Source organism: Photobacterium sp. MCCC 1A19761 (genome assembly GCF_037389125.1).
Lineage (GTDB): Bacteria > Pseudomonadota > Gammaproteobacteria > Enterobacterales > Vibrionaceae > Photobacterium.
Map to the genome: position 1 here is coordinate 1 of NZ_JAZGTF010000015.1, position 14794 is coordinate 14794.

At 51.1% G+C, this 14794-nt stretch carries 7 protein-coding genes; 3 read left to right on the plus strand and 4 right to left on the minus strand.

All coding sequences use genetic code 11. The features are described from left to right. Positions 1–108: 108 nt before the first annotated feature. The 4 genes from VV869_RS14810 to VV869_RS14825 all read right to left on the minus strand — a co-directional run bounded on the left by VV869_RS14810 (position 109) and on the right by VV869_RS14825 (position 3834). Entirely contained in the window at positions 109–846 is a 738-nt protein-coding gene (locus VV869_RS14810; RefSeq protein WP_337735699.1) for a hypothetical protein, read from the minus strand. Between the two features lie 163 nt (positions 847–1009). Continuing rightward, the gene (locus VV869_RS14815) at positions 1010–2143 is read right to left on the minus strand and encodes an ISAs1 family transposase (protein ID WP_337735700.1); all 1134 of its coding nucleotides are present in this window, start codon (positions 2141–2143) and stop codon (positions 1010–1012) included. A 192-nt stretch (positions 2144–2335) separates the two neighbouring features. Next, a protein-coding gene (locus VV869_RS14820; protein ID WP_337735701.1) for an IS3 family transposase occupies positions 2336–3468 on the minus strand; the annotation gives its coding sequence in 2 pieces (ribosomal slippage) (positions 2336–3225 and positions 3225–3468; 1134 coding nt in all). A gap of 159 nt (positions 3469–3627) precedes the next feature. Further along, positions 3628–3834 carry a helix-turn-helix domain-containing protein gene (locus VV869_RS14825; protein WP_337735702.1) on the minus strand — a complete coding sequence of 69 codons (207 nt, stop codon included), beginning with the start codon at positions 3832–3834 and terminating at the stop codon, positions 3628–3630. Positions 3835–3967: 133 nt separating this feature from the next. Between VV869_RS14825 and VV869_RS14830 the strand changes: the two genes are divergently transcribed. The 3 genes from VV869_RS14830 (at position 3968) to VV869_RS14840 (ending at position 14405) form a co-directional block, all read left to right on the plus strand. Further along, the gene (locus VV869_RS14830; RefSeq protein ID WP_337735703.1) at positions 3968–4519 is read left to right on the plus strand and encodes a response regulator; all 552 of its coding nucleotides are present in this window, start codon (positions 3968–3970) and stop codon (positions 4517–4519) included. A 5-nt stretch (positions 4520–4524) separates the two neighbouring features. Continuing rightward, positions 4525–5946 (plus strand): DEAD/DEAH box helicase, encoded by a 1422-nt coding sequence (locus VV869_RS14835; protein ID WP_337735704.1) that lies wholly within the window; start codon positions 4525–4527, stop codon positions 5944–5946. 440 nt (positions 5947–6386) lie between these two features. Next, positions 6387–14405 carry a SpvB/TcaC N-terminal domain-containing protein gene (locus VV869_RS14840; RefSeq protein ID WP_337735705.1) on the plus strand — a complete coding sequence of 2673 codons (8019 nt, stop codon included), beginning with the start codon at positions 6387–6389 and terminating at the stop codon, positions 14403–14405. Positions 14406–14794: the final 389 nt, after the last annotated feature.

Sequence of the window (14794 nt, forward strand, 5' to 3'; positions counted from 1 at the left end):
ACATCACGGAATATTACAGCAAGGTCAGGCCACATCAATATAACGGTGGTTTGACGCCAAATGAGTCAGAACGGTTATTCTGGAATGACTCTAAAACTGTGGCCAATTTTACTTGACCACTACATCGAGTGTTTTATCTTCGTCGTAAAGAATACCTTTGAAAATATCTAGGATTGCCGTTTCGTTCTGATCAAAAGTGATGTTGTAACTACTCGTACCGTAATTAAGCTTAATATCACCATCTTTCTCGCCTTTTTCCCAGTGTACTGACCCATGAGCATGCATAAGGTTAATTTGTGGAAGGTATTGATCGTGACGTTCAAAAACACCCTTATTAACAACTCGATGATTGAAGTTTCTGGTGTGGAATGTGCGTCTTTGAAACCCAGTGCTGCCATCATTAACGATAAATTGTGCAGATCGTTCCGCCAGTAGCTCTTCGCTAGCAGTTTCAAAACAGTTGTCGTAGTTAGTAGTGAAGATGTTAGCTCTTTTAGCTGACGGCTTCTGCCTATTTAAGACCTGAATCAAGGTGATCATGAAGCGCTTGTATTCTTCGATAACACCTTCTTTATGTGGTGGTCTAGGTGGAACAGGCACTGCTCTAGGAGATGTTATTGGTAGCCCAGGTTTAATACATTCTCGGTAGTAAAGCATGAATAACAGGGTTGTCATCTGTTTGTCGCTTTCATATTTCTTTGCAAGTGTCTCGAAAGTACATTTCATATCGTCTAGATCTTTGATCTCTAGAGCTAACGTAGGTAGGAAGCCATGTGATGCACCAGCACCGATAAGGAAATTTAGGTTTTGCTCATAGATACTGAGCAAGTTGAATTCATCAGCCATTTTGAAGTCCGTATCTCAGAATAAAGTCGTGTCGATAGGGAAGGCTGGTAAATATTGCCGACTCCGTAAACCGACATGCTAATTGTCACATATCATACGATAGTGTGTTGTTTTTCTGAAGGGGATTTAATCTATATAGGCTGCAGGGTGAGAGCATGAATGCTCATTTTTTGCTCACCGCCTTAAAACCAGCCAGTAACACCTTGTCCAGATAAGCGGTATTCATCGCTGCAATGTTCTGTTTACGTCGGATGCTAGCCTTTTTCGAGGTTTCGGCTCGCAACATGTTCAGTGCAATGTGCCGAAAACAGGCCATGAACGCAGCTGCATCTCCGCGATAAATCTGGCAAGCATCCTCGTTCATTGATGCATCAAGTACCCAGTGCAGGCTATTTTCAATTCCCCAGTGGCCACGCACTGCGGTGGCAAAACGCTCTTTCTCCAATTCAGCAGAGCTGATGTAATAGCGATGTTCGAGTGACTCTTTACCTGATTTATCAATGCAATAACCAATGGTAACGCCGATGCTCTTTAGCCCTTTCCAATCAGGAAACTGTTGTACCAACTCACCAGCAGGTAGTACATGATATTCTCGGGCTTCGATTCGTCCGTGGCTTTGCTCCACCGTGACATTTTCAGGGGCGCTCTGAATCGAAGTCTTCGCAGACAACGCCTGACGTACAGCTTTAGCAAATGTTTCCTGGTTACCTTTAACTGCAAGTAAATAATCACCACCTTTATCAATGATGGTTGAGGCGATGTTGGTCTGGCAGGCTATTGCGTCAATCGAAATCAGGCAGCCTTTGATGTCCAGCAAGTTAAGCAGTTCCGGTATTGCCGTGATCTCGTTCGACTTCGCATTGGTTTTGAGTTGGCCCATAACTACGCTGTTGGCTGTGGCGAAGGCACTAACCATATGAATCGTAGATTGCCTGCTTTCGCGGTTATATGAGCTACGCAACACCTTACCATCGATAGCGATTAACTCACCGTCTGAGCGCTCAGTAACGGCTTGCATCCAGTTGATAAAACACTCCTGAAACTGACTTGGATCTAGGCGTGAGATAACACGAGCAATGGTGTCGTGAACAGGAAGTCCAGATGTAAAAAGTCCTTTTTGCTGAAACCATTGAAAATGTGCTTCACCGAAATCTTCAATGTCTTCCCAGCCCTCAGCTCCAGCAATCGTCGCACAAACAGTAAGAAACAGAACATCGAATAAGGGATAACAGATTTTCGCAGACTGACGAGGGTCGTGCAGATCGCCAAAATACTGAGAAAAAGCCTCGATACTCACTTTAGAACTCCCGAAAAAGGGAGTATGAGATCATAATTCGATCGGCCGGTCAAACTCACAGAATTTGGTCACAAAACGTTCGTGATCTCACCCGGGCAGAAATGAGCCAGCCCCGAACAAACAGATTTTACGTACTAGAGTAATTATCTAAGCCATATATGCCTTGAAGCGAGTTTGACCTGCCCCCAGTAACTAATCCAATACTTCACTAGTAATGCTGATTAAATCACCATTATTGGTTACTGTTCTTGTGGTTGCTGCAAACTCAGATGGGGTCAAGTAACCCAATGCTGAGTGGGGGCGGTTTTCATTGTAATCCATTCGCCAGCCACTGATGAGTTCACGGGCATGATTTAGATCGCTAAACCAATGTTCGTTTAAGCATTCATCGCGGAATTTTCCGTTAAAACTTTCGATATAAGCATTCTGTGTCGGTTTTCCTGCTTGGATTAATTTTAAAATCACACCATGCTGATAAGCCCATTGGTCGAGGGCTTTTCCTGTAAATTCTGGCCCTTGATCCGTTCGTATCGCAGAAGGATAACCTCGAAACGCAGCGATAGACTCTAGCGTGATCACGACTTCATCACCCGAGATCCCCGTTGCGACAGGAATATCCAGGCACTCTTTTGTGTAATCATCCACAATCGTCAGGCATTTAATCCGTCGACCGTTACTCAGAGCATCCATCACAAAGTCCATAGACCACGTGTGATTCGGTACGGAAGGAAGCAAGAGAGGCTCGCGCTCGACCCACTGTGATTTTCTGCGTCTCCGCTTGCTGACCATTAAGCCCAACTCACAGTACAAGCGATAAACTCGCTTATGGTTAACATCAAATCCTTCTCGTCTCAAAAGACGATGAATACGACGATAACCAAATCGACGCCGTTCCAATGCCAGCTCTTTTATCCGAGTCTGAAGCTTATCATCTTCACTGTTAGTCAGAGGTTGATATCGTATTGATGCGCGTTGAATACCGACGAGTAAACAGGCTCTGCGTTCTGAAAGCTGTGTGCCTTCCTGAATAACTTTAACAGCCTTGCGCTTGTCCTCGACGGTCAGTAATTTTGGCTGAGAGCAATTTTCAGGGCTTCTGCATCCAGTAACGTTTCAGCCAGCAACTTTTTGAGTCGAGCATTTTCGTCTTCCAGTGCTTTAAGCCGACGGGCTTCAGAGACATCCAATCCTGCGTATTTTTTGCGCCATGTATAGAACGTTGCATCTGAGATCCCATGCTTGCGGCAAAGTTCTCTGGCGGGGATACCTGCTTCCGCTTCCTTTAAAATGGCAATGATTTGTTGTTCATTGAATCGCTTTTTCATGTTCATCATCTCCTTGGTTGGATGAACATTACTAAGTGTAGACTGGACTAGATTAAGGGGAGCAGGTCAAGTTGATGCAACGCAAAGCAGGTGAGAGCGACGTTTTCTGTCTCGCTTGAGCTGATAGTTACTGAAGTGGTTTGTTCAGAATCTGGTTAGTCAGGGAAGCAATTCTCTAACATCACAGGCCAAGACTTCGGCAAGCTGGTAAACTTTCTCAAGCGTAATATTCACCTCACCACGCTCAATCCGGCCTACGTAGCTACGATCGATGTCTGCTAACAAAGCAAGTTTGTCTTGCGATATACCCATCTTTTTTCTTTTTACCCGTAGTTTCTCACCAAATCGTTTAGCTAAGTCTTTCATTTTTCGTCTCTCAAAAGACGAAAACTATCCAAAGTTGCGGTATATAAATCCACGGATTATAATCCGCAAAATCATTGAAGAGCATTTTCCAGGCGATTCAAAAAGGTGCATAAGGCTTCTAACGGACAATGTCATGTTGAACAACCCCATTAAAATTAATCAGCATCTCTACTTCATCTTGATGGATGAGCAATTTGATAACTTTACTGTTGTCGAAATGCGAGATGCTTATTTGTCTAGTTTTGACAATGACTTAGATAAGAACGAGGCTCGAAAGATTATCTATCGACAGATCCTGCGCCTACAAAAACGCGGTTTACTAGAAAAGAATGGCGCAAATAACGCAAGAGACTCTAGATATAAGAAAACAGCACTATTCTATCAATCGGATCTAAAGCCTCATCCAAAGGGTGACTCACCGGCTAGACAAATTAGCAACCACGACCATATCAGTGAGTGTAAGGATCCAGTAATTCATCAACTCAAAGAGCGATTAAAGCAGTGTGAAGTGGACTTACTGACAAGTATCGGTGAGTCGGAAGAATACATGCGATTGTACGAATCCTTTCCAGAAATGAAAGAGCATTTGGAATCGCAATATCTACAAGCTCGTGAAAATAGTTCAAAACTACTAGGCCAAATAAAAGCCATAAAAATCGTTCTGGCTCACCAGAAAAAGTTGTAAATTTTATGAAGCTAAGACAATGGCAGTCAGAGTGCGTAGAACGTGCTATCGCTCACTTCAAAGCCAGCAATAAACATTTCCTGTGTCTTGCAACACCAGGTGCAGGAAAAACAGTAATGGCTGCAGAAATTGCTGGAAGGTTACATGAGCAGCATCTCATTGATTTCGTCCTATGTTTTTCCCCTTCCGTAAACGTATCTCAAAGTATACAAATCACGTTTTCCCAACGCTTTAATTGCCGATTTGATGGTGTCATAGGTGCTGCTGGTTGCTCATACACCTATCAAAACATGCTTTTTTTTAAAAGTGATTTTTGGCAAATACTGAAGCATAACCGGGTATTAGTCATCTTTGATGAGATCCATCATTGCGCCGGAACAACACCTGAAAATGCCAATGCTTGGGGTGAAGAAATTATCCTTAACATTCAGTCTCATGCCCAATACACCTTAGCATTAACTGGCACACCGTGGCGCTCTGATAATGCTCCGATAGTACTTTCTCGCTATCTTGACCCTGACAGACAAATCCACTGCGATTATGTATATGGTTTGAAAGAGGCGGTACGTGATGGTGTCTGCCGCAATCCAAAAATAGTACTGATAGACAATGAAAAATTATCAGTTACAAACGAAGATAACCAAACTAAAACATTCACAAGCTTCAAAGATCTACTCAATCATTCATATGTTTCTTATCAATCTATAATTACTAATGATAAGGCCATTCGTTATGTATTAAGTCTCGGCTGTAAAAAATTGTCTGAGATTCGGCAATCAAATCCTAATGCCGGTGGATTGGTTGTCGCTTCATCTATTGAACACGCCTCACATATTATTCGGATATTACGTGATGAGTTTCATCAAACGGCAGAACTGGTAACTTATAAGCAACCATCCCCGTCAGAAACCATTGAACAATTTCGATGTAGTCACACAGAATGGATAGTCAGTATTGGAATGGTAAGTGAAGGAACAGACATCCCAAGGCTTCAGATATGCTGCCATCTGAGCAAAGTAAAAACAGAACTCTACTTCAGGCAAATTCTCGGGCGGATTTTGAGAGTAAACAACGCAATTACTCAAGAAGCGTGGCTCTACACTTTTGCAGAACCACAACTAACTGACTTTGCACACCGTATCGAGCAAGAATTGCCTGAAAGTCCCGTAATTATTAAAGAAACTATTGACGAAGTAACTTCTGAACAAGTTGCACTCAAGATAAACAAGGACAAACATGCATTACAAACTACAGTGACTACCACCTTAGATATTGGATTTGCTCTAACCTCAAGCGAATCACGCTCTGATCAAGCAAAGCAATTATCAAGTAATCTGGTATTAACGAATAGAGCCTCCCTTTGCTCCTTTGAATTCCTTGGCTGTTTCAGAGAAAAAGTAATTACTACGTTTGATTCACCTTTTTAAGACGAATTTCTGGGATTTCAAGTATTGCAAAGGGATTGTTACTTATGGCTAATATGACACCTCTCTGATGAGGTTGCCTGATTTACCAAACCACCACAGCTAAGGCTTTTACTTTTATTAGTAAGGCGAAAACCAGTCGCACCCCGAAGTTACTGCTCAACCTTCCCGTAAGAAAATTGGGAAGAAAGAGTTCGAAAATTATGTTTTTTTACGGGATGGGAGTTGTGAAGCGAACAAGAAAAATCAACCGTTTCCTAACTGAGGGGCCAGTAGTTATACTTCGAACCCAGAGGTTGTGGGGCAATTTTAGACAGTGGAGTAAGCATTTCTACTATACTTGGCTGCAACGCGGTGTTACTCAATCAAACGAAAGAGACTGTTGAATCAAAGGCCGGTTTATAAACCTGTAGTGATCAGCATTTCAGGGGGGAGAGTTGGATATGAACAGCGAAGTTGTGCAGGAGGGCAAAGCCACCGACGAGCAGAGCCCATTGATGCCATCTATCGACCTTCCCAAAGGCGGCGGAGCCATCCGCGGTATTGGAGAGAAATTCGCCGCGAATCCGGTAACGGGGAGCGGATCCATGACGGTTCCCCTGGCGCTGAGCCCGGGAAGGACCGGTTTTGGACCGGAGCTCTCGCTCTCCTACGACTCCGGCAGCGGGAATGGTCCCTTTGGGTTTGGCTGGTCCTTATCGATACCCAGGATCAGCCGTAAGACCGACAAAGGTTTGCCGCACTACCACGATGCCGAAGAGTCAGATGTCTTTCTCCTGTCCGGTGCGGAGGACCTCGTTCCGGTACTATTGCCGGACGGAACGCGGCACCAAGATACGACGACCCAACCAGGCTTCACCATCCACCGTTATCGACCTCGAGTCGAAGGTCTTTTTGCGCGGATCGAACGTTGGACAGAGGCGGCAACTGGGGATGTGCACTGGCGGTCAATAAGCAGAGAAAACGTCACCACTATCTACGGACGCAACAACAAATCCCGTATTTTCGACCCGGCTGAAGCCGCGTTGCTCCATCCGCATCGCGTCTTCGAGTGGCTGATCTGCGAAAGCTACGATGATAAAGGTAATGCCATCATCTATGAGTACGCGGCTGAAAACGATATCCATGTCAATGTGATGCGCGCGAATGAACGAAACCGGGTGCGGACGGCGAATCGTTACCTCAAGCGCATCAAGTATGGCAACCGCACCTCTCGGCTCGTCGAGCCGGATCTCTCTATAGTGGAATGGCTGTTCGAGGTGGTATTTGACTATGACGAAGAACACTATGCGCAGCTGCCGCTTGACGCCGCAAGGCCTGAAGCAGAACAACATCACTTCGCTCAAGCGTGCATCGATTCGAACGGCAAATGGCTCATGCGTCCGGACCCGTTTTCCGTGTACCGTTCTGGTTTTGAGGTCCGCACATACCGCCGGTGTCGACGAGCCCTGATGTTCCACCGCTTCGCGGAGCTCGGTCCGGAACCGTGTCTCGTGAGATCCACCGAGTTCGAGTACGATGATCTCGTCGATTACGAGCATGACGCACAGCCCTCTATCGATGCCGAACTCGAGCACCAAGGCAGCACGCGCTACGCGTCGTTCATCCGCCGCGTCATCCAGTCCGGATACGTTCGTGAAGAAACGAGGCCAATTGAACTCAGAGACGGGCTTCGATACGTCACCTATCTGCAGAAATCACTCCCACCGCTCGAATTCGAATACACCAAGGCACAGATTCAGGATGGGGTGCACCGGCTTGATGATGAGATCAGGGAGAACCTCCCCATGGGCGTCGACGGCAGTGCCTATCAATGGGTGGATCTCAACGGAGAAGGCCTTTCCGGCATCCTGACGAAACAAGGTGGCGCCTGGCACTATAAGCCAAATCTCGGTGACGGGAAGTTCGGTGCGATGCAAACGCTGCGCACCCTGCCATCAATCTTTGCCAGTGACACAAGCGGTGAGCAGTTGCTCGACCTTTCCGGCGACGGGCAGCTTGCCGTGGTCAACTTCGCCGAAGCGATGCCTGGCTTCTATGAGCGTACTCACGATTTGAAAACGGGTGACTTCGGTTGGGAGTCGTTCAGGACCTTCCGACTACTCCCCAACATCCGTTGGGACGACTCCAACACGCGGTTCGTTGACTTGAGCGGAGATGGTCACGCCGATGTGCTTATTACGGAGCACGAGGTCTTCACCTGGTATCCTTCGCTTAAGGAAAAAGGCTTCGATGCGGCTCAGCAGGTGAGCAAGCCCTGGGACGAGGAAAAGGGGCCGCGACTGATCTTTGCTGATGGGACACAGTCCATCTACCTCGCCGATATGAGTGGTGATGGACTGACGGACTTAGTCCGTATCAAAAATGGAGAAGCATGCTATTGGCCTAATCTGGGATATGGCCGTTTCGGGGCTAAAGTGGGCATGGACAATGCGCCGTGGTTTGATCACCCCGAACAATTCAACCAGTCGCAGATCCGATTGGCTGACATCGATGGCTCAGGCACCAATGACATCCTTTATCTCGGCAGGGACGGAGTTCGTATCTACTTCAATCAGGCCGGCAATGGGTGGAGCGAAGCTCGGAAGCTCAGCGCGTTCCCGCCCGTCGACGATCTATCTTCGGTAACCACGACGGACCTGCTCGGCAACGGCACCGCTTGCCTCGTCTGGTCTTCGCCCCTGCCGGTCGATGCGAAAAATCCAATCCACTACATCGACCTAATGGGTGGAAACAAGCCCCACCTGCTCATCAAGTCGATCAACAACCTCGGCGCCGAGTCCCATGTCACTTATGCACCATCTACAAAGTTCTATCTGGAAGACAAGCGAAACGGTAAGCCTTGGATCACGCGGATTCCGTTTTCGGTTCACGTGGTGGAGCGTGTCGAAACTTACGACCGAATCAGTAAGAGTCGTTTCGTCACGCGCTACGCCTACCACCACGGCTACTTCGACGGACATGAACGGGAGTTTCGCGGCTTTGGCCTCGTCGAACAGTACGACACCGAGGAGTTTGACGCATTCAGCGCGAGCAACATCTTCCCGACAGGAGCGAACATCGAGGCCTCGTCCCATGTGCCACCGGTGTTAACAAAGACGTGGTTTCACACGGGTGTGTACCTCGGTCGCGACCATATCTCCAACTTCTTCGCTGGTCTGCTCGACGTCCACGACACAGGTGAATATTTCCGAGAGCCAGGCCTCACTGGCGCTCAGGCGCGGTCCCTGCTCCTTGATGACACCATCTTGCCCGCAGGTTTCACGGCAGATGAGGAGCGCGAGGCCTGTCGAGCACTGCGCGGGTCTCTCTTGCGTCAAGAGGTCTACGCGCTCGACGATAGCGAGAAGCAGTCGCTTCCCTACGTCGTAACCGAACGCAACTACGGTGTGAAGCGCCTCCAGGGGCGCGGTGATAATCGCCACGCAGTCTTCCTTAAGCACCCCCGGGAAGAACTCGTCTACAATTACGAGCGTACGCGCGTGCCCGTGTTAGGAGGGCAGCTCGTCGACGAAGCGACGGCATCGGCGAATCCCAACGTTGAATGGCTTCTCGACCCTCGAGTCGCCCATTCTATGACGCTCGAAGTCGACGACTTCGGCAATGTATTGAAGACGGCGAGCATCGGCTACGGAAGGCGGTTCGTCGATCCTTCGCTGCCTCAAGCCGCGAAGGACGAGCAGGCCAAGACGCACCTGACCTACACTGAGAACCTGGCCACGAACTCCGTCGATAGCGCCTCCGCCTATCGAACGCCACTCGCGTACGAGGCCCGTACCTATGAGCTGACGGGCTACGTTCCGAGCGGTGCTGCCAGTCGCTTTCGCGATAAGGACCTTATTACCCCGACACCAGCGGATCCGGCCACCTATGACGCTATCTTCGATGACGAGTTGGAATACGAAGACCGCCCAACGAGCGGTAGGCAGCGCCGCCTGATTGATCATGTCCGGACGTTGTTTCGTCGAGACGATTTGGTGGACGCGCTCCCGCTTGGGCAACTTGAGTCCTTGGCGCTGCCCTTCGAGACCTACAAGCTCGCGTTGACACAGGGTCTCGTCCGGCTGGTTTTCAACGAAGGCGGAGCTGTGAATCGAGTGTCCGATGCCATGCTTGATGGCACGGGTGCGACGCCGGGAGGCCGGTATGTCCACACGGGGAACGAAGCCGGCGTGCTGGATGTAAACTGGTGGATTCCATCTGGGCGGGTATTCTTCTCGCCGAGCTCCGGTGACACGGCCTCGCAGGAATTCAATCACGCGCGGGCGCATTTCTTCCTACCGCATCGCGCCCGCGATCCATTCCACACGGCGGCAGCGAGTACCGACAGCTTTGTCGAGTATGACGACTATGACCTAATGGTCCGGGAAACGCGGGACGCACTCCAAAATCGCGTCACCGTGGGTGAGAGACACCAAGATCCCACCCAGCCCCTCGTCGCTACCGGACAGGACTACCGAGTATTGCAGTCAGCCCTGGTGATGGACCCGAACCGCAACCGCACGGCGATTGCGTTCGACGCCCTCGGCATGGTCGCGGGCACCGCGGTGATGGGTAAGCCGGAGGACAATCCGACAGTTGGAGACCAATTGACTGCGGCGTTCCAGCCTGACCTGACACAGGCGCAGCTGGATGCATTTCTCGCAGCGCCGAGAGGGCCCGTTGCCACGCAGCTGCTGGCCGAGGCCACGTCACGGGTCATTACCGACCTGACCGCTTACTTCCGTGAGCCGGACATTGCAAAGAAGCCGCCTGCGTTCGCTACCACGCTTGCGCGCGAAACCCATGTCAGCGATCCACTCCCACCGGGTGGTCTCCGCATCCAGACCAGCTTCTCCTATTCGGACGGCTTCGGGCGTGAAGTGCAGAAGAAGGTCCAGGCGGATCCCGGTCCCGTGCCTGTTCGAGATGCGAACGGCGACGTCGTTCTCGATGCGAACAACCAGCCGCAGATGACGCCGAACAGCGTGAGCCCACGCTGGGTCGTCAGCGGTTGGACCCTGTTCAACAACAAGGGCAAACCCGTCCGCCAGTACGAGCCGTACTTCACCGACAGGCATCGCTTCGAGTTTGACGTCCGCATAGGGAAGAGCTCCGTGCTCTTCTACGATTCGGTCGGGCGCGTGGTCGCGACCCTTCATCCCAACCACACATGGGAGAAGGTCGTGTTCGGTCCGTGGCGTGAGGCATCCTGGGACGTCAGCGATACGGTGCTCGTCGCAGCCCCTGAGACTGACGCAGACGTGGGTGACTTCTTCGCCCGCCTGCCTGCCCAAGAGTACACCCCCACATGGCATGCACTGCGGACCGATGCAGCTCACGCGGCTGCATTGGCCACGCGTTATCCTGATGCCAACATGCGCGCAAACGAGCAAGCTGCGGCGCGCCAATCAGAGACCTACGCGCGGACGTCTACGGTGGCGCACGCTGACTCGCTGGGGCGGACCATCGTGACAGTGGTACACAACCGGTTCAAGTACGGCAATGCCGCGGAACCTCCCCCCGATTTCTACACGACGCGCGTCGTATTCGACATCGAAGGTAATCAGTGCGAGGTTATCGATGCGAAGGACCGCATCGTCGTCCGCTACGAGCACGACATGCTCGGCAACCGAATCCACCAATCCAGTATGGAGGCGGGCAAGCGTTGGACGCTGGGCGACGTTGCCGGCAAGCCGCTGTACGCCTGGGACAGCCGCCGTCACCGTTTTCGCAGTGCGTATGATGTTCTCCAGCGCCCAACCGAGTCCTATCTCCTCGGAGGTGCGGGCCCGGAGGTGCTGCTTGGGCGCAGCGTCTATGGCGAGTCCCCTGCCAACCCCGAAGCGAACAACCTGCGTGGCAAGGTTGTCGAGCTCTCCGACCAAGCTGGCGTCGTCACCAGCGATCGTTATGACTTCAAAGGCAACCTCCTGAGTAGCGCTCGGCAATTGGTAGACTCTGTTCAGGTCAACGGACAACCGCAGCCGGCCTACAAGAACCGCGTCGACTGGAACGCGGCAGTCATCATGGAGACCGAGAAGTACGTTAGCGAGACGCGCTTCGATGCTCTGAACCGGCCGACTCAGCTGGTTGTGCCCCACAGTGACCAAGTTGGCGCCAACATCAACGTGATCCAGCCCGGCTACAACGATGCGAATCTGCTTGAGCGAATGGACGTATGGCTCGACCATGGGAATGTTCCTGGCGCACTCATCGACGCCGCTGCGGTCGCGCCTTCGCCGGTGGGCGTGGCCAACATCGGCTACAATGCCAAGGCCCAGCGAGAGAGAATCGACTACAAAAATGGCGTTGCGACTCGTTACAGCTATGACCCGGAGACCTTTCGTCTCGTCCACCTGCACACTGAGGAAACGGACCTTGGTCGCCTTCTTCAGAACCTCCACTACACCTTCGACGTAGCCGGCAATATCACGCACATTCGTGATACAGCCCAAAAGACAGTCTTCTTCGCCAACGCCCGTGTTGAGCCAAGCGCTCAATATACCTACGACGCCCTCTTTAGACTGATCGAGGCCACGGGCAGGGAGCACCTAGGTCAGGTGGGTGGCGCGCCGATCCCGCATTCCTACAACGACGCCCCCCGAGTAGGTCGTGTCGGTATCCCGAGTCCCAATGATGGTCAAGCGCTCGGGCGGTACATCGAGCGTTACTTCTACGATCAGGTCGGGAATATCGAGGTCATGCAGCACCGGGGGACCAACCCTGTGCATCCGCTTCATCCAGAATGGGCTAGAAACTACAGGTACATCGAGCCCAGTCAGCTTGAGCCTGGGAAGGTTTGCAACCGGTTGACCGGAACAGCGGTGAGCAACGGCGATTCACTGGACGCCACCTACAGCAACGCGGGCGATGGCTACGACGCGCACGGTAACATGCTGAAAATGGAACATCTGCAGGTCATGCAGTGGAATGAGATCAATCAGTTGCGTATGACCCAGCGTCAAGCCGTCAATCAGGCCGATGCGGACGGTGTGCAGCGACACGGCGAGCGCACTTGGTATGTGTACGACGCCGGCGGGCAGCGGATCCGTAAGGTCACCGAGATGGCGAACGGCCAGGCCAAGGATGAGCGTATTTACCTCGGCGGATTTGAAGTCTATCGCAAACCAGCCGACAGCCTGGTGCGCGAAACACTACACATAATGGACGACAAGCTGCGCATCGCACAGGTGGAGACCCGTACCCAGGGGAACGAGCCGGGAATCCCCCGCGAGCTTATCCGCTACCAACTCGGCAATCATCTCGGCTCGGCATGCCTGGAAGTCGACGACCAAGTGCGGGTGGTGTCGTATGAAGAGTACACGCCCTATGGAAGCACGGCCTACCAAGCGGTTCGGAGCCAGATACAGACGCCGAAGCGGTACCGGTTCACGGGGATGGAGCGGGACGAGGAGTCCGGGCTTAGCTATCATTCAGCTCGCTATTATGCGCCATGGTTGGGGCGTTGGGCGTCAGCAGATCCAAGTGAGCTCATTGATGGTCCAAACTTATATTGGTATTCGCGGAATTCACCGGTGGTGTACACAGATCCGACCGGAAATGACCCGCCTGACCCTCAGTCGTTTGCGACACGTGAAGAGTATATATCGAGTGTTCAGGAGCCCTGGAATCCTGAGTATTTAGGTGAACTTGGGGATCCGGTACATTCTGCAAATACTCAAAACGTACCAGCAGCTGACGCACCACATCTTTCTCAACGTCACGCACAAATTATTGCAGCGGCCCAACAGCACCCTGGCGATACTGTGGAGTCGTTTGGCTACACTGATGTGGTTGCATGGCAGACAGACGAATCATACTTGCACGAGTATAAGTCCTACTTCGTTCATGCCTTAAGAGAACCTATACGGGAAGCCGCCGAGATGTTTGATCTTCCTGCAGAACTTGTAGGAGGAACTGCATACATCGAAGTAGGTGGTAAAGACCCAGTAAAGTCTACAGTGTATTGGATAAGAGGATGGATGCCTGGAACCTCAGACCAAGATCGGACCTCACTCGGGCCCTTGGCTATTCAGGTGCGACGAGCGGCGGCAACACTCGGATACGATCCAACACGCCTTTCTGACAGTCAACGTAGCGCAATTATTGCGACTTTAAATGACCCCGCTCAGGCCATCTTTTTAGCAGCAGCACATTTGAGTGATCTGCTAAATGTAGATTTCTCGGGCACAACCGCATCGCAACTGACAAACGATCAGATCCGTGTGATAGGAGCACGTTACAATCAAGGACCCGAACGCTCTCTATCTTCTGTTCGGCAGGACCTAAGCTATGGAAATACGATCGTCCGGCGATGGAGTCAAGTTCGTCACCTATTGTCGGACCGGGTCAGTGTGTCCCGTCCTGAATGGAACCCGATTGAAAAAAACGTAGTGGCTCCGGTTAGGCATGGAGTAAATCAAGCTCTTCGACAACTCGAATGGTGTGCGATGCGCGGAGGAAGGGGATGTTTTTATTAAGAAGTGCCATCAGCAGACCAGTAGTGAAATTAATGATCGCAATATTAGTCGCTTTTCTCGCCTTTGTCGCCTCGCTCAGTTCTGTGATATTTCCAGTAAATGAATACCGAGCTATGGGGGGGGCTGGGGCTTGGGATTGTGATGGTCCTCTTTTAGTAGGCTCTTTTGCGTCCGCAGCGGTCACGCTAAGCCTCGTCAGTATCTCAATAGTAATGAGTGCGCGAGAAGAACAACAAGTGTTGGTGCGCCTCCGTAGGCTGTCAGTGGTGTTGGCTATAGCCTCATTTGCGATCGTTCTTGTTGTTACGCTCCCTGACCTTGTCTCGGAGCTGATTCGAAATCACCAGTACGGTTCACCTTGTACGGAGCCAAGATGATGTTCGCTGGAG